At 61.6% G+C, this 25,137-nt stretch carries 24 protein-coding genes and 1 tRNA gene; 14 read left to right on the top strand and 11 right to left on the bottom strand.

All coding sequences use genetic code 11. The features are described 5' to 3' along the window. Nucleotides 1-19: 19 nt before the first annotated feature. From ACNAOH_RS00510 to ACNAOH_RS00500, 3 genes are all read right to left on the bottom strand, one after another. On the bottom strand, nucleotides 20-190 hold the full coding sequence (locus ACNAOH_RS00510) for a hypothetical protein (protein ID WP_443970845.1): 171 nt from the start codon (nucleotides 188-190) through the stop codon (nucleotides 20-22). Between the two features lie 474 nt (nucleotides 191-664). Further along, on the bottom strand, nucleotides 665-1,033 hold the full coding sequence (locus ACNAOH_RS00505) for a hypothetical protein (RefSeq protein ID WP_443970844.1): 369 nt from the start codon (nucleotides 1,031-1,033) through the stop codon (nucleotides 665-667). 53 nt (nucleotides 1,034-1,086) lie between these two features. Continuing rightward, complete coding sequence (locus tag ACNAOH_RS00500) at nucleotides 1,087-1,662, bottom strand: PEPxxWA-CTERM sorting domain-containing protein (RefSeq protein ID WP_443970843.1); 576 nt, start codon at nucleotides 1,660-1,662, stop codon at nucleotides 1,087-1,089. Nucleotides 1,663-1,825: 163 nt separating this feature from the next. Between ACNAOH_RS00500 and ACNAOH_RS00495 the strand changes: the two genes are divergently transcribed. The 7 genes from ACNAOH_RS00495 (at nucleotide 1,826) to ACNAOH_RS00465 (ending at nucleotide 5,529) form a co-directional block, all read left to right on the top strand. Then, nucleotides 1,826-2,473, top strand: a complete 648-nt coding sequence (locus tag ACNAOH_RS00495) for an SOS response-associated peptidase (protein WP_443970842.1) — start codon at nucleotides 1,826-1,828, stop codon at nucleotides 2,471-2,473. 180 nt (nucleotides 2,474-2,653) lie between these two features. Beyond that, nucleotides 2,654-3,442, top strand: coding sequence for a hypothetical protein (locus tag ACNAOH_RS00490; RefSeq protein ID WP_443970841.1), 789 nt, complete (start codon nucleotides 2,654-2,656; stop codon nucleotides 3,440-3,442). 383 nt (nucleotides 3,443-3,825) lie between these two features. Further along, nucleotides 3,826-4,302, top strand: coding sequence for a hypothetical protein (locus ACNAOH_RS00485; protein WP_443970840.1), 477 nt, complete (start codon nucleotides 3,826-3,828; stop codon nucleotides 4,300-4,302). Nucleotides 4,303-4,376: 74 nt separating this feature from the next. Continuing rightward, nucleotides 4,377-4,841 carry a thermonuclease family protein gene (locus ACNAOH_RS00480; RefSeq protein WP_443970839.1) on the top strand — a complete coding sequence of 155 codons (465 nt, stop codon included), beginning with the start codon at nucleotides 4,377-4,379 and terminating at the stop codon, nucleotides 4,839-4,841. A 101-nt stretch (nucleotides 4,842-4,942) separates the two neighbouring features. After that, nucleotides 4,943-5,128, top strand: a complete 186-nt coding sequence (locus ACNAOH_RS00475) for a DUF4169 family protein (protein WP_443970838.1) — start codon at nucleotides 4,943-4,945, stop codon at nucleotides 5,126-5,128. Between the two features lie 6 nt (nucleotides 5,129-5,134). Further along, nucleotides 5,135-5,335, top strand: coding sequence for a DUF5818 domain-containing protein (locus ACNAOH_RS00470; RefSeq protein ID WP_443970837.1), 201 nt, complete (start codon nucleotides 5,135-5,137; stop codon nucleotides 5,333-5,335). Next, nucleotides 5,332-5,529 (top strand): DUF6961 family protein, encoded by a 198-nt coding sequence (locus ACNAOH_RS00465; protein ID WP_443970836.1) that lies wholly within the window; start codon nucleotides 5,332-5,334, stop codon nucleotides 5,527-5,529. The genes ACNAOH_RS00470 and ACNAOH_RS00465 overlap by 4 nt, the downstream gene beginning before the upstream one ends. Before the next feature lie 196 nt (nucleotides 5,530-5,725). On the opposite strand, the gene ACNAOH_RS00460 is transcribed toward ACNAOH_RS00465, so the two are convergent. The 5 genes from ACNAOH_RS00460 to ACNAOH_RS00440 form a co-directional block, all read right to left on the bottom strand. Beyond that, entirely contained in the window at nucleotides 5,726-5,932 is a 207-nt protein-coding gene (locus ACNAOH_RS00460; protein ID WP_443970835.1) for a hypothetical protein, read from the bottom strand. A 260-nt stretch (nucleotides 5,933-6,192) separates the two neighbouring features. Beyond that, nucleotides 6,193-6,269, bottom strand: a tRNA-Arg gene (locus ACNAOH_RS00455). Between the two features lie 86 nt (nucleotides 6,270-6,355). Then, nucleotides 6,356-9,037, bottom strand: coding sequence for a pyruvate, phosphate dikinase (gene ppdK, locus ACNAOH_RS00450; RefSeq protein ID WP_443970834.1), 2,682 nt, complete (start codon nucleotides 9,035-9,037; stop codon nucleotides 6,356-6,358). Between the two features lie 90 nt (nucleotides 9,038-9,127). After that, nucleotides 9,128-11,437, bottom strand: a complete 2,310-nt coding sequence (glyS, locus tag ACNAOH_RS00445; RefSeq protein WP_443970833.1) for a glycine--tRNA ligase subunit beta — start codon at nucleotides 11,435-11,437, stop codon at nucleotides 9,128-9,130. Then, the gene (locus ACNAOH_RS00440) at nucleotides 11,434-12,306 is read right to left on the bottom strand and encodes a glycine--tRNA ligase subunit alpha (RefSeq protein WP_443970832.1); all 873 of its coding nucleotides are present in this window, start codon (nucleotides 12,304-12,306) and stop codon (nucleotides 11,434-11,436) included. The genes glyS and ACNAOH_RS00440 overlap by 4 nt, the downstream gene beginning before the upstream one ends. A 101-nt stretch (nucleotides 12,307-12,407) precedes the next feature. On the opposite strand from ACNAOH_RS00440, the gene ACNAOH_RS00435 reads away from it, so the two are divergent. The 4 genes from ACNAOH_RS00435 (at nucleotide 12,408) to pth (ending at nucleotide 15,669) form a co-directional block, all read left to right on the top strand. Then, nucleotides 12,408-13,364, top strand: coding sequence for a TraB/GumN family protein (locus ACNAOH_RS00435; protein WP_443970831.1), 957 nt, complete (start codon nucleotides 12,408-12,410; stop codon nucleotides 13,362-13,364). 1 nt (nucleotide 13,365) lies between these two features. Further along, nucleotides 13,366-14,280 carry a TraB/GumN family protein gene (locus tag ACNAOH_RS00430; RefSeq protein ID WP_443970830.1) on the top strand — a complete coding sequence of 305 codons (915 nt, stop codon included), beginning with the start codon at nucleotides 13,366-13,368 and terminating at the stop codon, nucleotides 14,278-14,280. Between the two features lie 117 nt (nucleotides 14,281-14,397). Beyond that, nucleotides 14,398-15,018, top strand: coding sequence for a 50S ribosomal protein L25/general stress protein Ctc (locus ACNAOH_RS00425; RefSeq protein WP_443970829.1), 621 nt, complete (start codon nucleotides 14,398-14,400; stop codon nucleotides 15,016-15,018). Between the two features lie 81 nt (nucleotides 15,019-15,099). After that, the gene (gene pth, locus ACNAOH_RS00420; RefSeq protein ID WP_443972159.1) at nucleotides 15,100-15,669 is read left to right on the top strand and encodes an aminoacyl-tRNA hydrolase; all 570 of its coding nucleotides are present in this window, start codon (nucleotides 15,100-15,102) and stop codon (nucleotides 15,667-15,669) included. A 27-nt stretch (nucleotides 15,670-15,696) separates the two neighbouring features. On the opposite strand, the gene ACNAOH_RS00415 is transcribed toward pth, so the two are convergent. After that, on the bottom strand, nucleotides 15,697-16,278 hold the full coding sequence (locus ACNAOH_RS00415; protein ID WP_443972158.1) for a septal ring lytic transglycosylase RlpA family protein: 582 nt from the start codon (nucleotides 16,276-16,278) through the stop codon (nucleotides 15,697-15,699). 243 nt (nucleotides 16,279-16,521) lie between these two features. Here ACNAOH_RS00415 and ACNAOH_RS00410 point away from each other — a divergent pair, with 243 nt between their 5' ends. Then, on the top strand, nucleotides 16,522-18,399 hold the full coding sequence (locus ACNAOH_RS00410; protein WP_443970828.1) for a PhoX family protein: 1,878 nt from the start codon (nucleotides 16,522-16,524) through the stop codon (nucleotides 18,397-18,399). A 49-nt stretch (nucleotides 18,400-18,448) separates the two neighbouring features. On the opposite strand, the gene ACNAOH_RS00405 is transcribed toward ACNAOH_RS00410, so the two are convergent. Further along, nucleotides 18,449-19,138, bottom strand: a complete 690-nt coding sequence (locus ACNAOH_RS00405) for a DUF2490 domain-containing protein (protein WP_443972157.1) — start codon at nucleotides 19,136-19,138, stop codon at nucleotides 18,449-18,451. Between the two features lie 137 nt (nucleotides 19,139-19,275). On the opposite strand from ACNAOH_RS00405, the gene ychF reads away from it, so the two are divergent. Together ychF and ACNAOH_RS00395 are read left to right on the top strand one after the other, a co-directional pair. Next, complete coding sequence (ychF, locus tag ACNAOH_RS00400; protein WP_443970827.1) at nucleotides 19,276-20,376, top strand: redox-regulated ATPase YchF; 1,101 nt, start codon at nucleotides 19,276-19,278, stop codon at nucleotides 20,374-20,376. A 126-nt stretch (nucleotides 20,377-20,502) separates the two neighbouring features. After that, entirely contained in the window at nucleotides 20,503-22,359 is a 1,857-nt protein-coding gene (locus ACNAOH_RS00395) for a cation:proton antiporter domain-containing protein (protein ID WP_443970826.1), read from the top strand. A gap of 51 nt (nucleotides 22,360-22,410) precedes the next feature. On the opposite strand, the gene alaS is transcribed toward ACNAOH_RS00395, so the two are convergent. Continuing rightward, on the bottom strand, nucleotides 22,411-25,062 hold the full coding sequence (gene alaS / locus ACNAOH_RS00390) for an alanine--tRNA ligase (protein WP_443970825.1): 2,652 nt from the start codon (nucleotides 25,060-25,062) through the stop codon (nucleotides 22,411-22,413). Between the last annotated feature and the right edge of the window lie 75 nt (nucleotides 25,063-25,137).

The following is a 25,137-nucleotide window of genomic DNA, read 5'->3' as shown; positions in this document are numbered from 1 at the left end:
CAATGAGCAGATCGCGGCGTTAGCGTTCATTTGGACGAGCTTCCGCAACCGCCAAGTAAGGGAAGCGGTCGAGGCTTTCGTCGATTGCTTCGGTTGGCGCGACAATGTCCTTGGCCGAGTGCGAAGCGCCCATGCGAACCGAAATCGGATCCGGCTGCTCGCGGGTGAGCAGGAACAGCCCGCCCATCATATGCAGGCCAGGCCGCAGATGCCGAGACCCCGGTAAAGGCCACGTCTGCTTTCGAGCGCTCGGTATGAGCGGTGGACGGCAGCTTTGTCGGGGTTAGCTGGCCGATGGCTTATGGTGCGGATGAGGCGGTTATAGGCCGGGCAACTTTACAGCGACGACCACAGCCAAAGCAAATACAGTAAAGCCGTAGAAAGCCTTCAATAGATAGCCCTCTGGAACTTCCTCTTTCGCTACGTTGGCATGCCACCATGGAAAGTAATGCAACGCTCCATAGAAAGCTCCTGCGAGAGCAATAGGCCACATTAGGAATAGGAGCATGTCCTGCTGACTGCCTTTCACTTGACGTAAAAGCAAGCCGGCTGGCGCCTTATGGGCATATTCAGGCCAATCGATTACGTCCGCAATGTCGTCGTGTCCGGTCAGTCCGCGTTTCTGCTAACGGAGCCGAGAGCGGATGTCAGATAGATCAACAACCTAGTTCTTGCGGATCTCGGTCTGCTCGATCCTGAAGGCGTCCATGAGGCGCTGCCCGGTCTGATCCTCGGCTTCGCGCAGCGTCTTCGCGGTGCGGCCGGCATATTTCGCGATCTCTTCCGCGCGCCGGCGCACGTCGCCGGGCGTGGCGAGCCTGGTATCGACGGAGAGCAACATGGCGATGGCAGAGCCCAGCGCCTCATAGATATCGTCCGTCGGGATAGCGACTTGCTCGGCGCTGCCATGGGGAAAGCCGAGGCACAGCCCGATGCCCTGCACGGCTGCCTGGGCGCCATACCAGTGCCGCTCATTCTCGGTCATTTCGGCCGGCGCTCCGAAGTCCACCGCTGGCAGTTCCCGCTCGCTCATCGCTCTGTCTCCGCTCGGCGTCACGTATCGGCCACGTGTCCACCGGATACGGCTTACGTAGTCGTGAGCCTCGGATTTGACCATCGTTCCGCCCGACGCAGCGAAATGCCGACGGCTCCAAAACCTATAAGCATCAAGGCCCAGGTAGTTGGTTCGGGCAATGCTCCGGATAAGATAGGTGTCACTGTGAAGCTTCCGGTGCCTCCACTAACATTGCATATGCCCGGCGCCGCACTGCACGTTCCAGGCGTAGAGTACGAGTAATTCAACAGGCCAGGGACAAATTTATCGGAAAAGGAGTCGTAGAAGAAATTTGCGTAATAGGTGGCGTAGCCGGCGGGTTGGTAAAAATACTCGTAGAAATCGCCACTCTTCTCAAGACGGTCGTTCACTGCGTTAACGTCCGGCGTGACCAAATCTATATCGATGTTTACAGTGCCGTCCGATGGATTTCCGAAACTGTCGTTGATGGTTCCGAACGCCTCAACAGTACCTTTTATCCGGAACTGGAGCATATCCGCAGCGTTGGCCTGTGAGTTGACAATCGCTGCGATTGCAGCGCCGAAGCAGATTAGTTTTCGAGAAAAGCGCATTTGAACATCCCCCTTAGAATGCATGTAGCCGACCACGGGGCTGGCCCGTCAACTCTGTAGGCCAAATTATCCTGAACAGCCGCACCACGGATCTGCGCCAAATTGACACACAAGTCAGTTGAGGTGACGCTCGGAGCGCGGCCAGCCTCTATCACGACGTCGCATTGACAATGGGCAGCGACGCCCGAAATTACCAGCCATGTGCAACCGAGCCCAGCGGGGAGACCCGGAGACCATTCGCACCACCTTTGGCGCGCGCATGTGGCGCGAGGTGAACGAAGGGCCGCTGATCGTTCATCCGAAAGACCCCGGCCTTGTCGTGCTCCGGCAGGACGGCGAGCTCGTTATCGATCAGATGACATGGGGTTTCCCGCACGTCATGAAGTCCAAGGTGACCGGACAGCCGCTCAAGCCAAAGCCGGTGAACAATGCCAGGTTCGATAAGCTAAAGAGCTTCTTCTGGCGGTGGACGGCCGAGAAGCCCTCGCAGCGCTGCCTGATACCCACCACGCGCTATGCCGAAGCGATTGGCGAGCCGGGCAGGATGACCGAAGCATGGCTCTCCCTGCCTGAGCAACCGGTGTTCGCGTGGGCCGGGCTCTGGACGGACAGCCCGGAGTGGGGCCGCTGCTACACCGGCGTAATGACAGACAACGCGCCCGAGCTGGCCGACATTCACGATCGGTCGCCGGTCATCCTCGATCCGGAGGATTGGGAGACCTGGCTCTCCGCGCCGCTCGAAGAACTCTATCAGTTCGACCGGCCCTATCCGGCCGCCAAGATCCATGTCGAGCGCACCAACGTGGCCTGGGTCAAGAAGCCCAGCGCGGCGCCGACGCTGCTGTGAAGGACTGGCCCGATCCCCGAGACCCGGACGAAAACCCGATATGGATGCGGATCGAATTCGTCATAATCGTGACGATCATCCTGACATTTCTGGCGGTGAATATCTGGCGCGGCATCACGGGGCAGGGGTGGAACTGGTAGGTCGGGGGAATCGACGGACGACATAAGAAAGGGGGGATTGATGGCTAAACAGGCTTTCAAGAAGGGTCGGCGTTCTTGCTGCTTCTGCGAGGGGCACGATCTCGACAAAGAGCACTTCTGGCCGAAGTGGGCTCATGCGCTCTTGCCCGACGGAGACACCCATACCCGCTCTAAGACCGCAGGGCGGCAAAGAGAAGTGAAGGGGGTTTTATCCCGTCAAGGCGCTCCCAAGGTCATCAGCCTGCGTAGAACCTGCAGGCGATGTAACAACGAGTGGATGAGCCAGATGGAGATGGCCGTCAGACCGTACCTCCAGCCGATCCTCGAAAGAAGAGCTGTTGAGTTGCCAGCAGTCGGTCAGGAGTTACTAGCGCAGTACTTCGTTATGAAGTCGATGGTGGCCGATCTCAGTCGAGACGGGGAAAATGTTTACTCCGTGCGCGATCGCACTGATTTCTATCGAGATCGCTCAATTCCACCGGGCACTATGGTCTCCCTCTACTTGTTTCAGCACGAGACTGATCCATTCGTCGGGCAATATAACAAAGAAGCGACGGGTAACGACGGGTCCGACTGGGAGACGAGCAAAGATCGGGAATGCGTGGCCAACTTCATATTTCGATTTGGCGAACTGCTGGTGCAAATCCTTTTAACCAGAAATCCAAACGCTGACGTTCGAGGAGCGCCAGGATGGACATATCGCATTCATCCCCCGACGTCGGCACTTCTCCGTTGGCCGCCATTGCTCCGTCTGAGCGCAAGAGATGCGTACCGCGTCCAGCACAGCCTCGAGGGGCTGGGTCGTTATCTCGAAGAAAACGGACTTTGACGCAAAATACTCTCCTTTATTACCCGAACAATAAACAATCCTCAAAGTATAGATACGGCTGTTATTGAGAAAAAGCGGTCCTCCACCGCTTATCTCTTGGATATCCCACAGGTAGGACCCGTAATAAATTCAGTGGGTTACGCGTGCCACCTGTCAGCGCACCCGCAGAAGCGTTTGAAAGTCGAACTCGAAACCGAAAGAATAATAATTCCATTCGGACAGTGAGTGACCGAGAGGTCGAAATCGGCGCAAAAGGGTGGGTTGGAGCCGGCCTTAACTCGTTCCTTATCTTTTAATCAGACATGCAACCGTTATCGTCGCGATCGGTGCGGCGAGTCGGATCGCGGGGGCGATGATCCGACGCATCTCGAAGGGGGAACATCATGAAGATAATTATCGCGCTGCTCTCAGTTGCAGCGCTTGGCGGAACGGCGTCGGCGCAACAGGCGCCGCAGGTCTGGGTCGGTCGCGAGCTGCCACCAAGCACGATGATCGTGCTGACGCCAGATCAGGAAGTCACTTCCAAGAAGGTCGAGGTAGGCGACATCGTCAACTTCACGGTCGTAGGGGATGTCGTCGAAAATGGCGCCGTGGCTATTCGCCGCGGCACGCACGCTGAGGGCAAAGTGTCCTGGAAGACGGGACGAGCAATCGGCGGCAAATCGGGCAAGTTTGAGATTGCCTTCTCATCGATCACGCTCAACGGACGCCAGTATCCGCTGCGAGGCACGCATCGTCAGGAGGGCAGAGGCAACACGACAGCAGCTCTACTGGGCTCCATCCTCATTAGCGGCCGGTCCGCCCAGATGTTGCCCGGTCAACTCGTGAATGCGTTCACAGTGTCATCAATACCATATTGAAGGGTCGCATGAGTGCGAGAAGCCCGTTTCGGCGGGCTTTTCCATTCCTCGGCTTCCTTCAGGGGGCAAAAGCAATGCCGTCCGTGTCGCCTCTGACGATCCTTGGCGTTGCTGCCCTCGTTGGAATCGGAGCGGGCGCCATCGTTTCGAACATCGACGACAGGTCGGCTCAGGCTCGGCTTCAGGCACCAGCGAGCACTTCTTTCGTTCTTTGTCACACTGGTGGTGGCACCAATTGCGTGGTGGATGGAGATACAATCTGGCTCGATGGCGTGAAGATCCGCATTGCAGACATCGATGCGCCTGAGACCCACCCGCCGCGCTGCCAAAGTGAAGCCGACCTGGGGAACAAGGCAACCCTTCGCCTGCAGCAACTGCTCAACGCGGGCGCTTTCATGGTGGAGGCAGCTGATCGCGACCAAGATCGCTATGGCCGCAAGCTGCGCGTCATTACACGCGATGGAAAGTCGCTTGGCTCAATGCTGGTTAGTGAAGGTTTAGCGCGCCCATGGGGCGGTGCCCGCCGCCCCTGGTGCTGAAAAGCCCACCCCAGTACATCCGTGGGGTGAGCTTCATTTGCTGGGGGAGCAGCTTGCTGGTTAAATAGGATCTCATTCTCGGTTCTCAAGGACAGGACGGCGTGGGCGAGATCATCAATTTGCGGCAAGCACGCAAACGTCAGGCTCGGGCGGCCCGAGAGACCGAGGCGGACGCCAATCGCCTCAAGTTCGGCCGGACGAAAGGCGAGCGACTGGCGGACGCGGCACAGAGCGAGCGGGCGCATAAGAAACTTGCCGGGCATAAGATCGACAAGAGCGACGACTGAGCAGCTATGTCTCGCGGTTCACGCCATGATCTGATCGGCATTGTGCTTCTGGATGGGAAGAGGACCATTCTGCGTACCGAAGATGGCGGCGAGTGGCATCTCGATCCCGATCGCAGCTTCTCCCGCTATCTCGGCCAGCGTGTTCGCGTGCAGGGCACACGGGATGGGTTCGACCTCCTCAGCGTCGACAAGATCTCGCTCATATGATCCCAAAGAACGACGACCAGTTGATGTGGGGTGCGGCGCTCATGCTCTTTCGGAAACATGGCGAGCAGGCGCCGCTCAAGGTCGCCGAGCGCATTGGCGCCCTTGCCCTTGAAGGTGACGATCTCGGCGTCACGGTCTGGAAAGGCATTGCCTCGCGTCTCGACAAGCTCGTGCGTGGCGAGGGCCGTTCCTGAGGGCGCCTGCGCCCCCTGGCTTGGGGGCTTTCCTACTTGCCCGAAATCTAGGTCTACCATGTTTGGAGGTGACCTATGCTCATGTTGGATTCGCAGATGCTGCTCGCCATCGCAGCTGTTCTCACGAGTGTCTCATCTGTGATCTGGTCAATCAGGCGACGGCATTGAACAAAGAGTATCGCCCGATCGCCAACAATCAGATCAGCCGCAACTGCTCGGCTCGGTCCGTCAATAGTGGACGCACAAGGAGCGCCGCCTCGACGGCTTGCCGATAGTGTACGGTTTCACGGCGCTCCGCTTCCTCAAAGCTGACCGGGGACCATTCCTCTGACGGATAAACGGCATCATAGATCACGCTCGCAGCCGCGCGCAGCCGCAAGTCGTGCCGCAGGTCATGCTGCACGGCAGTTACTCCTAATCTGTGGTTCGAATCGCGCTCAACGCGATAAACTCAAATTAGAACGAATGAGGAACAGAGATCAAGGTGGGTGCTGGCGAAGAGAGAAGAAGGCAAGGCTATTAGTCGTCCAAGGGTCCGATTGCATCGGGACCGAGCCAGATGACTGGCGACCACACGAAAAGTTCACTGTGATTGCCATGTGATTGTTGGCCGCGAGCACGCGGACTCAAGCGAACATATAGCTGTGCTAAGTCATTGAAAAATGGCGCACCCGGAACGATTCGAACGTCCGACCCTCAGATTCGTAGTCTGATGCTCTATCCAGCTGAGCTACGGGTGCTTAAGCCACTTTCGCCGACCGCAGGTCGGCTTGGGAGAGGCGCAGATAGTCCGGGGGGCGCCCCATGGCAACCCCCTTTTCATCACCTATTTTGAACGAGCGGCCAGTGCCGCCTGCGCAGCCGCCAGCCGGGCGATCGGCACGCGATAGGGCGACGCAGAAACATAATCGAGGCCGGTCTTCTCGCAGAAGTCGATGCTCGCCGGATCCCCGCCATGTTCGCCGCATATGCCGAGCTTGACGTCAGGCCGCGTCGCCCGGCCACGCTCGGCGGCAAGTTGGATAAGTTGTCCGACGCCTTCGACATCCAAGCTGACGAACGGATCGCGGGCAAAGATGCCCTTGTCCACATAGCTGGTGAGAAAACGCCCGGCGTCGTCCCGACTGATACCGATGGTCGTCTGCGTGAGGTCATTGGTGCCGAACGAGAAGAAGGCCCCGACTTCCGCGATCTCACCCGCCATGAGCGCCGCACGTGGCAACTCGATCATCGTGCCGACAAGATAGTCGATCGTGCGGCCCTTATCTGCGAACACCGCCTGGGCAGCGGCATCGACAACGGCCTTCATCAACTCCAGTTCGCGCTTCGTTGCAACGAGCGGAATCATGACCTCGGGAATCGGCGCTTCACCGGACTGCTCTGCCACCGCAATCGCCGCCTCGAAGATAGCGCGCGCCTGCATTTCGTAGATTTCCGGATAGGTCACACCCAGCCGGCAGCCGCGATGTCCCAGCATGGGGTTGAACTCGTGGAGCTCGGCGGCGCGACGCTTGAGAAGTTCGATGGAGACACCCGCAGCCTCCGCCACTTCCGCGAATTCACCGTCACCGTGCGGCAGGAATTCATGTAGGGGCGGATCGAGCAGACGAATCGTCACGGGCAGTCCTGCCATCTCGATGAAGATGGCCGTGAAGTCCGCACGCTGCTCCGGCAGCAGCTTCGCCAGCGCCTCCCGCCGGCCCTTCTCGGTTTCAGCCAAGATCATCTGGCGCACGGCAGTGATCCGCGCGGCATCGAAGAACATATGCTCGGTGCGGCACAGCCCCACGCCTTCCGCGCCGAACTCCCGCGCGGTCTTGCAGTCGAGCGGCGTCTCCGCGTTGGCACGCACCTTCAGACGGCGCACCTTGTCCGCCCAGATCATCAGCGTGCCGAAGTCGCCGGCCAGCTCGGGCTGCACGGTCGGCACTTCGCCGGCCATCACTTCGCCAGTGCCGCCGTCTATGGTGATAATGTCGCCAGCCTTGAGCGCACGTCCGCCGACTTTGAGAAGCTGCGCCTCCATGTCGATGGCGATGCCGCCCGCGCCCGACACGCAGGGGCGGCCCATGCCCCGCGCCACCACCGCCGCGTGGCTGGTCATGCCGCCGCGCGCAGTGAGGATGCCCTTGGCGGCGTGCATGCCGTGAATATCCTCGGGGCTGGTCTCTATGCGCACGAGAATGACGGCCTCGCCCAGTTCGTTCAGGCGCTCCGCATTCTCGGCATCGAACACGATCTGGCCGGACGCAGCGCCGGGCGAGGCGGGTAGTCCTTTGGTCAGTACGTCGCGCGGTGCCTTGGGATCGAGCGTCGGGTGCAGAAGCTGATCGAGCGCGGCGGGATCGACACGAGCGACGGCCTCCTCCTCGCTGATCAGGCCTTCGGTCGCCATATCGACCGCGATCTTGAGCGCGGCCTTGGCGGTGCGCTTGCCCGAGCGGGTCTGGAGCATCCAGAGCTTGCCCTGCTGCACCGTGAACTCGATGTCCTGCATGTCGCGGTAATGGGTTTCGAGGATCTGGAACACCCGCGCCAGTTCGGCGTAGGTTTCCGGCATCGCCTCTTCCATGGAAAGCGGCTTTGCCCCTGCCCGCTCGCGTGCGGCTTTGGTGAGATACTGCGGCGTGCGAATGCCCGCGACCACATCCTCGCCCTGCGCGTTGATGAGATACTCGCCATAATAGGCATTTTCGCCCGTCGCGGGATCGCGGGTGAAGGCGACGCCCGTGGCCGAGGTCTCGCCCATATTGCCGAAGACCATCGCCTGCACGTTCACGGCTGTGCCCCAGTCACCCGGAATGCCGTTCAAGCGGCGATAAACCTTGGCGCGCTCGGCCTGCCAGGAGCCGAACACTGCACCGATCGCGCCCCAGAGCTGCTCATGCACATCCTGCGGGAAGGGCTTGCCCCACTGCTTCTGTACGAGCGCCTTGTACTCGGCGACCAGCGCTTGCCAGTCGTTCGCGCTCATCTCTGTATCGAGCGTGAAGCCCGCGTCTTCCTTAGCGACTTCCAGCGCCTCCTCGAAGGCAGCATGATCGAGGCCCAGCACCACGTCGGAATACATCTGGATGAAGCGGCGGTAGCTGTCCCACGCGAAGCGCGCGTCGCCGGATGTGGCGGCAAGGCCTTCCACCGTCTCGTCGTTGAGGCCAAGGTTGAGAACCGTGTCCATCATGCCCGGCATCGAGACGCGCGCGCCGGACCGGACCGAGACGAGGAGCGGATCGGCCGCGTTGCCGAAGCGCTTGCCCGTCACGCCCTCGATATGAGCGATGCCGGCCGCGACTTCCGCGTTCAGGCTCTCGGGATATGTCTCACCGTCCGCATAATAGCGCGTGCACATCTCTGTCGTGATCGTGAAACCGGGCGGGACCGGCAGGCCGATGGCAGCCATGCCATCCAGATTGGCACCCTTGCCACCCAGGAGATTCTTGTCTCCCCCAATGCCGGCAACTTCGCCGTCGTTCACGCCGCCGCCAAAGCGATACACATATTTCGTCATTGGTCCGTTTCACCCTGCACTGATGTTTGGACGAGTTGTCGTCTGATTTTTATAGCCGGTCGAATGCCGGCCTATGCGCTCGCGGATCGATCAGCCTTCGATCCGCGAAAAATCCGCCACTTTGTGCACCGCAGCACGAATGCGCGTCAACAAGTCTAGGCGGGCCTTTCGCTTCACCCCGTCCGCATCATTGACCGTCACGTCCTCGAAGAAGGCGTCTATCGGCGCACGAAGCGTCGCGAGCGCGGCCATGGCGGCGGAAAAATCCTCCGCTTCAATTGCGGCTTCGGCGCGGGGCTCGGCGGCGTCGAGAGCCGCGATCAGCGCGGCCTCGGCGGGCTCAAGGTCATAAGCAGGCGGCAGCGCCTCATGAGCACGGATCGCCTCCGCGACATCCGCGTCCTCGACCGCAATGCCGGGGTCTTCCTCGCCGACCTGGCTGATCGGCTTGCCCGTCGTGATGGCCGGGCCTTCCTTCTTGAGGATGTTCGCCGCGCGCTTGTATCCGGCAAGCAGGTTGACGCCGTCCGGCGTTTCGACGAAGGATTGCAATGCCTTCACGCGGGCGAGCAGGCGGACGAGATCGTCCTCACCACCAAGCGCGAACACGGCGTCGATCAGGTCGTGACGCACACCAGCTTCGCGCTGCTGAACCTTGAGGCGGTCGGCGAAGAAATCGAGAAGTGCATCGGTAGTCCGAATATTCCTGACAGCGGCTTTGCGGAACGACATGCCCCATGTTTCGCCGGCCTGCTCCGACAGAATAGACGCTATAGACTTGATCACGCTCTCAGGCACCGAGCCCAACTCGCTCAATTTGGAAAGCAACTTCTCACGTTGGCTATATTCGATCGCCGAAGGCCAATCTTGTTGCCTCATCGTGAAACTCGCCGAGTGACGGCGGATCACCATGCCCAACGAAGACCGTATGCCATTGTCGATTATAGAAGCGATGACACCCAGAGCTGCACGTCGAAGCGCAAAAGGATCTTTCGAACCCGTGGGCGGCAAATCTTCTACAAAGAAGCCAACAAGTGTATCCAGCTTGTCCGCCAGACTGATCGCCACCGTCACCGGCGCGGTCGGAACTTCGTCGCCCTGCCCCACCGGCTTGTAGTGATCGCGGATCGCATCGGCCACGGCATCTGGCAGACCCTCTGCACGGGCATAATAGCCGCCCATTAGGCCCTGCAACTCAGGGAATTCGCCGACCATCTCCGTCACGAGATCGGCCTTGCAAAGTTCCGCTGCCTGCCGCGCCAGCGCGGGATCGCAGTTTGGCACAATGCCTTCGGTGGCCAGCCACTCGGCCAGCTTGGCCACGCGCACCACCTTGTCCGCCACCGTACCGAGCTTCTCGTGGAAAGTGATCCGCGAGAGCTTCTCCGCGTGAACAGCCAGCGGCGTCTTCTTGTCCTGCTCCCAGAAGAAGCGCGCGTCCGAGAGGCGCGCGGCGAGCACCTTGCGGTTGCCCTCCACGATCGCCTTGCCGCCGTCGATCGCGTCGATATTCGCGGTGCAGATGAAGGCGGGTGCGAGTTTACCAACGCCGTCACGCAGAACGAAATATTTCTGGTTTATCCTGAGTGTTAGCTGGATAACCTCGGGCGGAACCTCAAGAAACGCGGGATCGAAATCGCCGATGAGCGGCACTGGCCATTCGGTCAGACCCGCATTCTCCGCGACGAGCCCGGCGTCCTCGATGAGCGCATAGCCTTTACTCGCGGCAAGCGCGGCGGCCTTCTCGGCAATGATCGCCTGCCGCTCCTGATGGCTGACGATGACATGGCAGGCGCGCAGCTTCTCGGCATAATCGGCCGCGCTGCCAATCGTGATCGGACCCTCGTGGTGGAAGCGGTGCCCCATCGTGGCAAAGCCCGAGCGGATGCCGTCGACTTCGATGGCGACAAGATCTTCGCCTAGAATGGCGACGATGCCCTGCAACGGGCGGACCCAGCGGAGGCTCTCCGTGGTGACGCTCTCGTCGCCCCAGCGCATCGACTTGGGCCATGGGAAGGCGCGGATGACGGCAGGCACGGCTTCGGCGAGCACATCTGCGGTGGCGCGGCCCGCCTTCTCTTGCGTCCCGAACCAAACGCCGTCGCGGTCCTCAAGCTGGTCCTGCGTCAGACCCGTCTTGCGCAGAAAGCCTTCGAGCGCCTGAGCAGGCGCGGATGTGCGCGGGCCTTTGAACTCCTCGCTGACGGCTTCCGTGGCGGCGGGCAGGTCATGCGCGATGAGCGCGAGACGGCGCGGCGTGACATAGGAGGTGATGCGCGCGGGCTTGAGGCCGGCTTTCGCCAGTTCGTCCGTGAAGAGACGCGAGAGATCCTCGCTCGCCTTCAGCTGCATGCGCGCCGGGATTTCTTCGCAGCGCAGTTCGAGAAGAAAGTCGGTCATGCCGCCCACCCATTGACATGCATCCACGCTTCGCAGCTTCCGCGCGCAAGGTCGCGCACGCGGCCGATATAGCTCGCTCGCTCCTGCACAGAGATGACGCCACGCGCCTGCAGTAGGTTGAAGACATGGCTGGCCTTGATTGCCTGCTCATAGGCCGCGAGCGGCACACCGACATCAATGCTCGCCTTGCACTCCGCCTCACAGTCACGGAACCAGCGGAACAGCTTCTCGGTGTCTGCCACCTCGAAGTTCCACTTCGACATTTCCTGCTCGTTCTTCAGGAATACGTCGCCATAGGTGACCGCCGGGCGATTTCCGACAGCATCGTTGAAGACGAGGTCATAGACGCTGTCGACGCCCTGAATATACATGGCGAGGCGTTCCAGACCGTAAGTCAGCTCGCCCGCGACCGGCTTACAGTCGAAGCCGCCCATCTGCTGGAAATAAGTGAACTGGGTCACTTCCATGCCGTCGCACCAGACTTCCCAGCCAAGGCCCCACGCGCCGAGCGTCGGGCTCTCCCAGTCGTCCTCGACAAAGCGGATGTCGTGGAGAAGCGGATCGATACCGATTGCGCGGAGCGAGCCGAGATAGAGATCCTGAAGGTCCGGCGGCGACGGCTTCATGATGACCTGATACTGGTAATAATGCTGAAGCCGATTGGGGTTCTCGCCATATCGGCCGTCCGTGGGGCGGCGCGAAGGCTGAACATAGGCAGCGTTCCACGGATCCGGCCCAAGGCTGCGCAGCGTCGTCGCCGGGTGGAATGTGCCGGCACCCACCTCCATATCGAGAGGCTGCAAGATCACGCAGCCTTGCTTGGCCCAATAGTCATGCAATGTTAGGATCAATCGCTGAAAGCTCAGCATCACTCGCCCGCCTGCCTAACCCGCGATCCTCTCGCGGAAACGCCGGGGCTTTGGCGCATGGGGTCGGCGGGGTCAAGCAAGGTGAGCAAGAAGGGGCACGCATGATACGGACGGTGACGGCGAGATTCTTCCGAACAGGCGGCGCCATTTCCCTGGCGGCGCTGCTGCTTGCCTCTCCCCCGCTCGCCGCACAGCCCGCACGCGTCGATAATGCGCCGTCTCCTGAGCCGGCGGCGTGGACCAAGTCCATTCGGGCGCGACCCGCACTCTGGATAGTCAAGGACAAGGACACGACGATCTACTTGCTGGGCACGATCCACCTGATGAAGCCACAGGTCGCATGGTTTGAGGGACGACTGCGCGAGGCCTATGAGCAGGCGGACGAAGTGACGCTCGAAGTTGTCGACGATATGGATGTGAGCGCCGGGACCATGCTCCGCAAAGCCGCGAATCCGAGCGGTCAGCTGACCAGCCTTCTCCTGCCCGAAGCGATCCGCCCACGCCTGACGGCAATGGCGCAAGAGCAGCGGCTTCCCATGAACTTTCTCGACCGGATGAAGCCGTGGTTCGTGGCGGTCACGCTTTCCATGGCGCCCTATCAGCGGCTCGGATATGACCCGAAGCAGGGCGTCGATGCCGTCCTCAAGGCGCGGGCCAACGCAGACGGCAAGACGCTGGTCGGACTAGAAACGGCGGAGGAGCAGATCGGCTTTCTCGACAGTCTGGACCAACAAGACCAGATCGACATGCTGGTGAGCACGATCGAGGAAAGCGACAAGGCAGCGGAGACCCTGAACGCGATGGTCAGCGCATGGTCAAAAGGGGAGACCGAGAAACTGGCCGAAGAGATGAACAAGTCGCTCGACGAGTCGCCCCGGATCGCGAAGACCCTTCTCTTCGACCGAAATGCGCGCTGGGCGGAATGGATCAAGACGCGGATGGAGCGGCCAGGCGTCGTGCTCCTGGCAGTCGGAGCCGGACATCTGGCGGGGCGCGAAAGCCTGCAGGACAAGCTCGCGGCGGTCGGGCTCAAGGCACGCCGGCTGAGCGACCGCTGAGATGAAATGGAAATATGGCGGTTGGCGGGCAGTCATTGGCGCCGCCGTCCTTGTTCTGCTTATGGCTGCAGGCGCCTGGCATTTCTGGCTCCGCACGCCACTCACCAATGCGCGGCCGGCGCTCTGGCACATGGAGAAAGACGGCCGCGAGGCGTGGCTGTTCGGCACGATTCACGCCGTTCCTAGCGATGCGCGCTGGCTAACCCCGGCTATCAAAAAGGCCATCGACAGCTCTGACTGGCTGTGGCTGGAAGTAACCGGGCTGGAAGACGAACGCGCCAGCCTTACCATATTCGAGCGGCTGGGGCGTAGCGCCGGATTACCTCCGCTGCCCTCTCGCCTCGACCCGGCCGGCGGCAAGGGTCTGCGCGCGCTCGTGACGCAAAATGCCCAATTGGCCTCTGGTCTGGATGACTATGAGAGCTGGGCAGCCGCGCTGCTCATCAACGCTCGCGCCAGCGCCGGCGAGGGCTTCTCCAGCCGAAAAGCGGGGGAAGCGGTTCTCACGGCCGCCTTCGGCAGGGCGGGCAAGCCTGCGGCGGGGCTGGAAACGATCGAGGGGCAACTGCGCTTCTTCGACCGCCTGCCGGAGCCTGAACAGCGCGCGTTGCTGGCGCAGGCGGTCCGCGACGCGGGCGCCTCCGAGCAGCTACTCACCGAACTCTATCGGGACTGGTCTCAAGGGAATATGGACGCGATTGGGCGCCTGTTCGTAGCAGGGCTGGGGCAACAACCGGCTTTACGATCGATGCTGGTTGACCAGAGAAACGCGCGGTGGGCGTCGCAGATCGACGCCATCATGACCCGTCATTCGGCAGTCCCCTTCATTGCAGTGGGGGCCGGGCATCTAGCTGGCAAAGACAACCTCCGATCGCTACTGGAAGGACGAGGCTGGCGCCTCACGCGCGTGCAGTAGCCGCGAAAGCTTGCTTTTGATCGCCTTTCTCGCTAGGGGCGCGCAACCTTTCGTCATGGTCATCCCTGGAGGCGTGGCGAAAAGTTACATCCAATACGCTTCAATGGAGACATGCAAATGAGCGATACGCTTACGCTGTCGGCCGAGGCACGCGATCGGGCAGGCAAGGGAGCCTCCCGCGCACTCCGCAAGGAGGGCCGCGTTCCCGCCGTCATTTATGGCAATAACGAAGAGCCGCAGATGGTTCACGTCGAGGAGAAGATCCTCGCCAAGCTGCTGGGCACGGGCCACTTTTTCAACTCGGTGGTCATGGTCGAAGTCGGCGGCAAGAAGGTCCGCACACTTCCCAAGGACGTCGCCTTCCACCCGGTCAGCGAACGCCCGCTCCACGCCGATTTCCTGCGCGTCTCCGAACATGCTCAGGTGCATGTGAACGTTCCCGTCGTCTTCATCAATGAAGAGAAGTCCGCCGGCCTCAAGCGCGGCGGCGTGCTGAACGTGGTTCGCCACGAGCTCGAACTCATCGTCGATGCGGCCGAGATTCCGGACGACATCACGATCGACCTCTCCGGCACCGACGTGGGCGATTCCATCCACATCAGCGCTGTGAGCCTGCCGAAGGGCGCGAAGTCCGCCATTGACGACCGCGATTTCACCATCGCGACGATCGTGGCGCCGTCCGCGCTCAAGAGCCAGGAAGGCGACAGCGAGGCCGCAGCGGAGAGCGAGGGCGAGTAAGCCTTCGCCGGACACCGGTCTGGTCAATTCGATCCCGTCCGCCTATCCGGCGGGCGGGATTTTCTTTTCGGGGACAGGATGATGCAGCTTTGGGTAGGCCTGGGCAATCCCGGCCCTGATTATGCCCTGCACCGCCACAATGTCGGCTTCATGGCGCTGGATGTCATCGCGGAGATGCACGGCTTCTCCCCCTGGAAGAAGCAGTTCCAGGGCTGGAGCAGCGAAGGTCGCATCGGCGGGGACAAGATTCTGCTCCTCAAGCCCGCGACCTATATGAACGAGAGCGGCCGCGCGGTGCGTGCCGCAGCCGACTTCTACAAGCTTGAGCCGGCAGACATCACTCTCTTCCACGACGAGCTCGATCTTGCGCCAATGAAGGTGAAGGTAAAGCGCGGCGGCGGCACAGCGGGGCATAACGGCCTCCGCTCAACGGACGCCCATATCGGCCCCGATTTCCGGCGGATCCGCATCGGCATTGGGCATCCGGGCCACAAGGACCGCGTAACGGGCTATGTGCTCGGCAATTATGCGAAGGCAGAGCAGGATGCGCTGGCTGACATGCTGGGCGCCATCGCTGCCGAAGCACCCTGGCTCGCGCAGGGAGACGATGTGCGTTTCATGAACGAGGTTGCGCTCCGGCTGCTGGCCTGAACACGCTAACGGCGGCGTCGCCGCTTGCTACTTTGCGAGGCCCAGTTGCCCACGCCAGAAGGAGAGAGAGGATGCGGGCGCCCGAGGGCGCTCAACCGCCTCCTTGCCCGAACGCAGGCGAGCCTTGTCCGCCTCGGGCGGGTCCACCACGCGAACGCGCACCGCCGTTGCCCCCTGCTTCTCCATGCCCAGCTGCCGGGCTGAACCCTGCGACAAATCGATGATCCGCGACGTGGCGGCGAAAGGTCCGCGATCGTTAATGCGGACGAGAATGGTCCGCCCGGTGTCCAGCGCGGTCACTTCGACATAGCTCGGCAATGGAAGTGTAGTATGAGCAGCGGTGACGGCCTTGGGGCGAAAACGTTCGCCATTCGCTGTCTGGTTCCCGGATTCAGAGCCGTACCAGCTCGCATAGCCCAGCATGTCATAGGTGGGCTGTGCCGCAGGCACGTAAGTCACGCCGCGCACCTTGTACGGCGGCCCGATGCGGACGGGCACATCGCTCACCGGGCGAAAATTGGTCGACGCGCAGCCGGAAAGCGCGAGCGCACCGACCAGTATTGCCGCAGCCGCGCGGCTTTGCAGGGCGCGCAATGGCGCGGCACTCATTGGTCGAAGGGCAGACATCGCCCATGTCGATAAGACAAACCGGCGAAATCGAAAAGCGGGCCGTGCCTCCCGACTAGATTGTTTCAAATCATGTCTGCCTTGTCACCGTTGCGTCGCCAACCTGTCACGCTGACGCCTTTGCTGCGTAATGCCCCCGCAATCTCCCCCTGCGATGGCCCTTCCCGACCGGAACGCGGCGTCCCACCGAGGCCGCAATCGTCATAAAGCAAGGGGTTCATCACAATGTCACATCTTACCGATGAGGCGCGCGCGCCATATCGTTCCGCCGAGGAAACCCAGCCCGGAGCGGGCAGCTTGGAAGCTGTCGTTGCCGCCAATCCCTCCCGTCGTTCCATTCTTAAGAACGGCATTTTGGGCCTGACCGTGCTGCCGATGCTGGCCGCCTGCGGTGAGGATGACGACGGCTTCGTTACGATTCCCAATCCGACACCGACGCCGACACCCACCCCCACTCCGACGCCAACCCCGACTGTCAGCTACGCCGTCAATTTCGCTTCCGTCGCCGCCAACCAGAACGACACCGTGACCGTTCCGGCTGGGTACACCGTGGAAGTGCTGCTCAAGGCCGGTGACGCCGGCGAGAAAGGCGCAACGCCCTATTCCGGTTCGTTCCCCACGCCTGCGATCGCCGAGAAGTGGGCCGGCGGCAATCATGACGGCATGGAATATTTCAAGCCTGTCAGCGGCGACGCAAACGCTGCTGGACTACTCGCGATCAACTTCGAGTATCCCGACTTCAACATCCTCATGTCCGGCAGCTACGACGCGGCGACGGCCACGGCCGACCAGAAGGCGATTGCCCTTTCCGCCGTCGGCATCGGCATTGTCGAGATCGCGCGCGGCGCAGATGGCAAATGGGCGGTGAACCAGAACTCATCGCTCAACAAGCGCTACACGGGCAATTCCACCTATCGCGTTGGCGGCCCTGCGGCGGGCCTCCTCTCCGGAACCATCAAGGGCATGCTCAACAACTGCTCGAGCGGTCGGACTCCGTGGGACACCTATCTCACCTGCGAGGAGACGACGGACAATTATCTCGACCCGGCACAACCGGCCAACAATTACGGCTGGGTCGTCGAGATCGACCCTTACCAAGAGCTCGCCCCGCCGACCAAGCGCACCGCATTGGGCCGCTTCAGCCACGAGAACATTGCCTTCATGGCGAATAGCGACCGCCGCGTTGCCTTCTACATGGGCGACGATTCGACGCCGGGATGCATTTACAAGTTCGTGCCCGATCGCGCTTACAGCACCTCGAACCGCGCGGCGAACACCGATCTTCTCGATTACGGCACACTCTATGTCGCGCGCTTCAATGCCAATGGAAGCGGCGACTGGATCGCACTCGTGCAGGGGCAGAACGGACTGACGACCACTGCATCCGACCCCGGCAATGTCTCGCAGAGCACGACCCCGCCAACGCCAACCACGGTTAGCTTCGCCAATCAGGCCGAGGTGCTCGTGCGTTGTGCCTCAGCGGCGCGCGTCGCAGGCGGTACGGTTATGGACCGGCCTGAATGGATCACGGTCGCGCCGGATAATAGTGCTGTCTTTGTCACCCTTACCAACAACAGCGGCCGACGAGTCGTGGACGCTGCAAACCCGCGCGTGACCAATCTTCACGGCCATATCCTCAAGTTCAAGGAAGAGGGCAATTCGCCGCTCGCATCGAAATTCAGCTGGGAAATCTTCCTGCTCGCGGGCGATCCCTCACTGTCTTCGGGTGGCGCCAATCTGGTCGGCAATATCAATGGCGACACGTTCTCAAGCCCCGATGGCCTGCGCATCGACCCGCAAGGCCGCCTGTGGGTTCAGACGGACCACAGCGTGCCCGGCAATTCCGGAGTCTCCGGCAAAACGATCGATCAGGCCTTTGGTCATAATGCGATGTTCTATGTCGATCAGACCACCAAGCAGTCCAAGCGCTTCCTGGTAGGCCCTGTCGGCTGCGAGATCACCGGCCTTGCTTATACGCCCGACCTAAAGACGTTCTTCGTGAACATCCAGCATCCCACCGGGAACTGGCCAATCGCGGGAGAGCAGCCGCGCTCGTCCACCGTGGTGGTAAGACGGACGGATGCGCAGCCGGTCGGCGCTTAACTGATGGAGCTTTTCGGCCGCGCATCTCGGTGGGCGGCCGGAAGGACATTCAGTGCCGGAAGAAGAGCGTCAACGACGCCACATGGTTCATCCGGTTGTTTGGGCCGGCCGTATTCACATAATGATTGAGATAGCCCACTTCGATCGTGGACTTGGCGCCCACCGGATTTTCTAAGCCAAGAAATGTGCGGAGTTGGTCAAATCCGCCCCGTGCGCCCCAGTTCGTGTCGTTCAGCGCGACAAAACCCTCGGCATAAACCAGCGCCTTGCTCCCCTTCCCTTCTTCATTGAAAGGGCGGACATAGCGCAGCATTTCCCGGAGGCGCCAGCCGGCGTCGCCGTCTGCTCGACGCCAGCGCTGCTCAAGCCGGGTGCGGGAGGAGAATCCGCCACCGGCAATCGATCCAATCGTCCAGCTCACCTGCTGAAAGCTGCGATGCTCGCCTGTATCGGTCGCGCCCGCGACTGGCAGCACGATATATCCATAGCCCTGATATACAGAGAGTTTTGGGCTGAGTTTCCAGCCAAGCGCACCACGCAAAATCACCTGGTCCGTGCGGCTCATGCCATCCCGAAAGCGCGGCTGCACTTCGGCAAAATAGATGAGATCGTCCTTGATCGCCCCCATCGCCGTGAGATTGACCCACAGCTGCTCGTCCTGCGGGGTTCTGGCTTGGGCAGCCGAAAGCGAAAGGAGGGCGGCAGCGCCGATGGCCGCCACACGTGTGCCAGGAATCATCGGTGCGCGACCTAAGACCAGAATATTGCCGCAGTGCGACCCGATCACCATGAATTGTCGCGCAGTCAACGGCTGGCCAAGGCGGAATGAAGCCTGTATCGGCGCACCTCTCTCCATTACCTTAGAAGGCCGGACGAATGGGTTTCAAATGCGGTATCGTCGGACTGCCGAATGTCGGCAAATCCACGCTGTTCAACGCGCTGACGGAAACTCAGGCGGCGCAGGCCGCCAATTATCCCTTCTGCACGATCGAGCCCAATGTCGGGCAGGTGTCCGTGCCAGACAAGCGACTGGACGAACTGGCGAAGATCGCCGGTAGCCAGAAGATCATTCCCACCCAGCTCGCCTTCGTGGATATTGCCGGGCTGGTACGAGGCGCCTCCAAGGGCGAGGGGCTGGGCAACCAATTCCTGGGGAATATTCGCGAAGTGGATGCGATCGTCCACGTGCTGCGCTGCTTCGAGAATGACGACATCCAGCATGTCGACAACCGGGTGGACCCGATCGCTGACGCTGAGACGGTGGAGACCGAACTGATGCTTTCCGATCTGGAAAGCCTGGAAAAGCGCGTGCCCAATCTCGCCAAGAAAGCGGCGCAGGGCGACAAGGAGAGTAAAATCGGCGCCGCGGTCCTCGGCAAGGCGCTCGACCTGCTGCGCGAGGGGAAGCCCGCGCGCCTCACACAGATCGCCGACGAGGAAGAAGCGCGCGTCTTCGAACAGGCGCAGCTCCTCACATCCAAGCCGGTGCTCTACGTGTGCAATGTCGAGGAAGACGCAGCTGCGAAGGGCAATGCTCATAGCGCCAAAGTCTTCGAGAAGGCAGCCGCGGAAGGCGCACAGGCCGTGACTGTGTCCGCAGCCATCGAGGCCGATCTCGTCGGTATGGAAGAGGAAGGACGCGCGGAGTTTCTCGCCGAGATGGGTCTTGTGGAGACCGGCTTGGCCCGCGTGATTCGCGCCGGCTACGATCTGCTTGGCCTCATCACCTTCTTCACCGTTGGCCCCAAGGAAGCCCGCGCATGGACCGTCCATAAGGGCGCCCGCGCCCCACAGGCGGCTGGCGTCATACACTCGGACTTCGAGCGCGGATTCATCCGGGCGGAAACCATCGCTTATGATGATTATGTGTTGCTGGGCGGTGAAGCCAAAGCACGGGATGCGGGCAAGCTGCGCGCGGAAGGCAAGGAGTATGTCGTCAACGAGGGCGACGTACTGCATTTCCGATTCAACGTCTGATCGCTTCGGAATGGGCGCGGCCGGCGGGATCAGATTTCTACCCACCGCCACCCGCCAAGTGAGACACTGAAGCTAATTTTTCCATGCGGCAGTTGGCAGATGCCGCTCGTCCGTTAATGTGTCGCCATGGCGGGCGAACTCTCAACTCATGGCTTCTCGGACGCGCTGGTTATCCTGGGCGCGGCCGGGCTTGTCATCCCTGCGTTCGCCCGGCTGCGGATCAGCCCGGTTATCGGTTTCATTCTCGTGGGCCTGCTGGTGGGGCCGCATGGGCTCGGAAGCGTCGTCGATCGCGCGCCGTGGCTCTATCATGTCACTATCTCGAACCCCGAATCGATCGCGCCCTTTGCCGAGTTCGGCATCATCCTCCTGCTCTTCTCGATAGGCCTTGAGCTATCCTTCCGCAGGCTTTGGGCGATGCGACAGCTGGTGTTCGGTCTCGGCGCAGCTGAGCTGCTGGTCAGCGGCGGTCTCATTGCGCTGGGGCTCGTGGCACTGGGACAAACCACGGCCGGCGCAATCGGTATCGGCCTCGCCCTCGCCCTCTCCTCGACCGCGCTGGTTCTGCCCATCGCCGGAACCCGCTCGGCCGTGGGGAAAGCCAGCTTCGCGATGTTGCTTTTCGAGGATCTGGCGCTCGTCCCTATCGTCTTTGCGCTCGGCGCAATGGCTCCCGTCGCGAGCGACACCGGGTGGGCTGGTCTCGCGAGCGTGGCGTTATCCGGAGGGCTGGCGGTCATGGCTCTGCTCATTGCAGGCCGGTTCGTCTTACCAGTCGTTTTTTCGCAGGCCGCCCGCACCAAAAGCCCTGAGGTCTTTCTGGCCGCCAGTCTTCTGGTCGTCATGGTTGCGAGCTTGCTCACCGCCGCCGCTGGCCTTTCACCGATCGTCGGCGCGCTGGTCGCCGGCTTGCTGATCGCGGAGACCGACTATCATGCCGAGGTCGAAGGCATGACGGCCCCCTTCAAGGGCCTCGCTCTGGGCGTTTTCCTCATCACGGTCGGAATGAGTCTGGATCCCGTCGCGATCGCTCGCCAGTGGCCGGCACTCTGCGCCGCCGTGGCAGGCGTCGTGATCGTGAAGGTCGTTGTTACGGGCGGACTCTTGCGGCTGGTAGGCGCGCGCTACGGCGTGGCGCTGGAGACAAGCATGCTGATGGCCAGCCCTTCTGAGACGACTCTCATCGTTTTGGGAGCAGCCGCATCCGCTCGCCTGATATCGCCCGACACTGCTTATTTCTGGCAGATGACCACAGCCATCGGCCTCACCATCACGCCTCTCCTCGCCCGCATTGGCCATGACATCGCACAGAGGATCGAACTGGGCGGCAGCGACATAGAGAAGCTGCCGGAGACGGGCGACGCAGCGCCGGCAACCGTGATCCTTGGTTTCGGCCGCGTCGGGCGAATGGTGGCGGACCTTTTGCGCACGCACGGGCAGAGCTATGTCGCGCTGGAAAGCAATATCGACATGGTGACCGAAGCCCGTCGTGAAGGTTATGACGTGATGTTCGGAGACGCAGGCCGGCCCGATGCCCTTGATCGGCTCCGTCTGGGGCATGTTCGCGCGCTGATCATCACCATGGACGATCCGGTCCTGTCGGTGCGGCTGACCCGCCGGGTGCGCGGCTGGCTCCCCGACCTGCCAATCATCGTCCGCGCGCGCGACATGGATCACGCGGCGCAGCTTTACAAAGTGGGAGCAAGCGATGTCGTACCGGAAGCGCTGGAGAGTTCACTGCAACTCGCCGAAACAGCGCTGGTCGATCTGGGGATCGCTGTGGGGCCGGTGATTGCGTCCATCCACCAAAAGCGGGAAGATCTGCGCGGCGAGATCAAGGCGGCTGCCAATCTTGCTGAGGCGCCGCTGCTGAGAAGAAAGCGTCTGGAGGAGATTCCTGCAGCCAACGCCTCTTCCGCTCGGGACGAGGACGGCGTCGATCTTTATGCCTCTCGCACCGGAACGCTCAACGCGAGCAGCTAACGGCCCGGCTCAGCTTAATCGGCTGCTGATTGAGGTAGGTAACGAAGGCGCTCAGGCAGCGATCCCGGCGCGGACCGCATCCAATGCCGCCGGGCCTGCCAAACCATCCGGTCCGCCGCCTTGCGCCATATCCGGCCGGCCGCCGCCACCTTTGCCACCAAGCGCGGCAACGCCACTCTGCACCAGCGTGACAGCGCTCAGTCGATCGAGAAGATCATCCGTCACGCCGACCGCGATGCTCGCTCGCCCGTCATTGACTGCCACAACTGCCGCAACGCCGCTTTTCAGTCGAGCCTTCGCCTCATCGATCAGTCCGCGCAGTTCCTTGGGGTCCAGACCGTTTACGAGCTGACCGGAAAAGGCGACATCACCGATCACTTCGGTAGCGGGGCCTGCGCCGCCTGATGCCCCCCCGCCCAAAGCCAGAGCCTTCTTCGCGTCGGCAAGCTCGCGCTCCAGCCGCCGACCCTGCTCGATGAGCGCGGCAACACGAGCCGGAACATCATCCGGCGTCGTGCGCAGTGCGCCAGCAACGTCGCGCAGCTTCGCTTCCCGGTCGATCAGCCACAGACGCGCGGCTTCCCCGGTCAGAGCCTCGATGCGCCGAACGCCGTTCGACACTGCGCTCTCCGAGATGATCTTGAAAAGCGCGATATCGCCAAGTGCGTGGACATGGGTGCCACCACAGAGTTCGACAGAATAGAAACTATCGCTATCCGCGCCGCCCATTGAGAGCACGCGCACCTCATCGCCATATTTTTCGCCGAAAAGCGCCATGGCGCCCGCGGCAATCGCGTCATCAGGTGCCATAAGCCGCGTGGTCACCGCTGCGTTGCGACGGATCTGAGCGTTCACGTCCGCCTCGACCTCGGCAATCTGGGCCGGGGTGAGACTTTCAGGATGGGAGAAATCGAAGCGGAAGCGGTCTTCCGCGACAAGACTGCCCTTCTGCGTGACATGCGGCCCCAGCGCCTTGCGGAGCGCGGCATGAAGCAAATGGGTCGCACTGTGATTTGCGCGGACCCGATCGCGCCGGGCGGAATCCACGGCGAGATGCACGGTATCGCCGACGGCAATCCGACCTTCATCGATCGTCGTATGATGGGCATGCAAACGACCAAGCGGCTTTGCCGTGTCCGTAACGTGAGCGGCCAGCCCTTCCCCGCTGCTGATCACACCAGCGTCGCCCACCTGACCACCGCTTTCGCCGTAGAAGGGAGACTGGTTGGTCACGACGATGACGCTTTCGCCGGCGCGAGCTTCATCGACCCGGGCGCCATCCTTGACGAGCGCGACGACACGGCCCTCGCCCTCGTCGCCCGTATAACCGATGAACTCCGTCGGGCCTTCCACTTCGGCAATGTCGAACCAGACGTCATCGGACGCCTTGTCGCCTGAGCCCTTCCAGGCCGCACGCGCCGCTGCCTTCTGCGCGCCCATCGCCGCATCGAATCCGGCGCGGTCCACAGTGAACCCCTGCGTCCGCAGCGCATCCTCGGTCAGATCATAAGGGAAGCCATAGGTATCGTAGAGACGGAAAGCGGTCTCGCCCGGCAGGGTTGCGCCTGCGGGAAGAGTTGCAGTCGCCTCGTCGAGCAGGCGAAGCCCCTTCTCGAGGGTTTGGCGAAAACGCGTTTCCTCGCGCAGCAACGTATCCTCGATCAGTGGCTGCGCCCTGACCAGTTCGGGATACGCGGCACCCATTTCAGAAATGAGACCGCCGACCAGACGATGCATCAGCGGATCGGCGGCACCCAGGAGATGCACATGACGCATCGCCCGGCGCATGATGCGGCGGAGCACATAACCCCGGCCCTCATTGGCCGGCAAAACGCCGTCCGCAATCAGGAAGCCGGAGGACCGCAGATGATCGGCAATGACCCGATGGCTCGCCCGGTCCTCACCTTCTGCAGGACGACGGGTCAGCGCCACTGACTGAGCGATCAGCGCCTTGAATGTGTCGGTATCATAATTGTCGTGAACGCCCTGCATAACCGCAGCGACGCGTTCCAATCCCATGCCGGTGTCGATGCTGGGCCGGGGCAGCGGCAGGCGCTCGCCATCTGCCTGCTGATCGAACTGCATGAAAACAAGGTTCCAGATCTCGACGAAACGGTCGCCGTCCTCGTCGGGAGAGCCTGGCGGTCCACCGTAGATATGGTCGCCGTGGTCGAAGAAGATTTCCGAGCACGGCCCACAGGGGCCAGTGTCGCCCATCGACCAGAAATTGTCCGACGTGGCGATGCGGATGATCCGCTCGTCCGGCAATCCGGCAATCTTCTTCCAGTGGCCGAAGGCTTCGTCATCCGTATGGTAGACGGTGACCGTCAATCGATCGGGGTCGATCCCCCATTCACGGGTAATCAGGGTCCAGGCATGATGGATCGCCTGTTCCTTGAAATAGTCGCCGAACGAGAAGTTGCCGAGCATCTCGAAGAAGGTGTGATGCCGCGCGGTGTAGCCGACATTATCGAGATCATTGTGCTTGCCGCCAGCCCGCACACACTTCTGCGATGATGTGGCGGTCTTGTAAGGGCGGGTCTCAAGGCCAGTGAACACGTTCTTGAACGGCACCATGCCCGCGTTCACGAACATGAGCGTTGGATCGTTGTTCGGCACGAGGGGCGCCGAGGGCACTGGCTGATGACCGTTCTTCGCGAAATAATCGAGGAAGGAGCGGCGAATATCGTTAGTCGACGTCATGTCGGAGCGATTACGGGATGCGTGAGCCAGCGACAAGCGGTGAGTGCAATACGACGGGAAGAAAGCCCCTCATTT

The sequence above is a fragment of the Sphingobium sp. CR28 genome, assembly GCF_052327305.1.
Taxonomy (GTDB): domain Bacteria; phylum Pseudomonadota; class Alphaproteobacteria; order Sphingomonadales; family Sphingomonadaceae; genus Sphingobium.
This window is presented reverse-complemented; position numbering and strand designations above follow the sequence as displayed.

Coding starts and splice junctions, on each gene's coding strand:
- ACNAOH_RS00510 (WP_443970845.1), bottom strand. CDS start 190: ATGATGGGCGGGCTGTTCCTGCTCACCCGCGAGCAGCCGGATCCGATT.
- ACNAOH_RS00505 (WP_443970844.1), bottom strand. CDS start 1,033: ATGAGCGAGCGGGAACTGCCAGCGGTGGACTTCGGAGCGCCGGCCGAA.
- ACNAOH_RS00495 (WP_443970842.1), top strand. CDS start 1,826: ATGTGCAACCGAGCCCAGCGGGGAGACCCGGAGACCATTCGCACCACC.
- ACNAOH_RS00490 (WP_443970841.1), top strand. CDS start 2,654: ATGGCTAAACAGGCTTTCAAGAAGGGTCGGCGTTCTTGCTGCTTCTGC.
- ACNAOH_RS00485 (WP_443970840.1), top strand. CDS start 3,826: ATGAAGATAATTATCGCGCTGCTCTCAGTTGCAGCGCTTGGCGGAACG.
- ACNAOH_RS00480 (WP_443970839.1), top strand. CDS start 4,377: ATGCCGTCCGTGTCGCCTCTGACGATCCTTGGCGTTGCTGCCCTCGTT.
- ACNAOH_RS00470 (WP_443970837.1), top strand. CDS start 5,135: ATGTCTCGCGGTTCACGCCATGATCTGATCGGCATTGTGCTTCTGGAT.
- ACNAOH_RS00465 (WP_443970836.1), top strand. CDS start 5,332: ATGATCCCAAAGAACGACGACCAGTTGATGTGGGGTGCGGCGCTCATG.
- ppdK (WP_443970834.1), bottom strand. CDS start 9,037: ATGACGAAATATGTGTATCGCTTTGGCGGCGGCGTGAACGACGGCGAA.
- glyS (WP_443970833.1), bottom strand. CDS start 11,437: ATGACCGACTTTCTTCTCGAACTGCGCTGCGAAGAAATCCCGGCGCGC.
- ACNAOH_RS00440 (WP_443970832.1), bottom strand. CDS start 12,306: ATGCTGAGCTTTCAGCGATTGATCCTAACATTGCATGACTATTGGGCC.
- ACNAOH_RS00435 (WP_443970831.1), top strand. CDS start 12,408: ATGATACGGACGGTGACGGCGAGATTCTTCCGAACAGGCGGCGCCATT.
- ACNAOH_RS00430 (WP_443970830.1), top strand. CDS start 13,366: ATGAAATGGAAATATGGCGGTTGGCGGGCAGTCATTGGCGCCGCCGTC.
- ACNAOH_RS00425 (WP_443970829.1), top strand. CDS start 14,398: ATGAGCGATACGCTTACGCTGTCGGCCGAGGCACGCGATCGGGCAGGC.
- pth (WP_443972159.1), top strand. CDS start 15,100: ATGCAGCTTTGGGTAGGCCTGGGCAATCCCGGCCCTGATTATGCCCTG.
- ACNAOH_RS00415 (WP_443972158.1), bottom strand. CDS start 16,278: ATGAGTGCCGCGCCATTGCGCGCCCTGCAAAGCCGCGCGGCTGCGGCA.
- ACNAOH_RS00410 (WP_443970828.1), top strand. CDS start 16,522: ATGTCACATCTTACCGATGAGGCGCGCGCGCCATATCGTTCCGCCGAG.
- ACNAOH_RS00405 (WP_443972157.1), bottom strand. CDS start 19,138: ATGATTCCTGGCACACGTGTGGCGGCCATCGGCGCTGCCGCCCTCCTT.
- ychF (WP_443970827.1), top strand. CDS start 19,276: ATGGGTTTCAAATGCGGTATCGTCGGACTGCCGAATGTCGGCAAATCC.
- ACNAOH_RS00395 (WP_443970826.1), top strand. CDS start 20,503: ATGGCGGGCGAACTCTCAACTCATGGCTTCTCGGACGCGCTGGTTATC.
- alaS (WP_443970825.1), bottom strand. CDS start 25,062: ATGACGTCGACTAACGATATTCGCCGCTCCTTCCTCGATTATTTCGCG.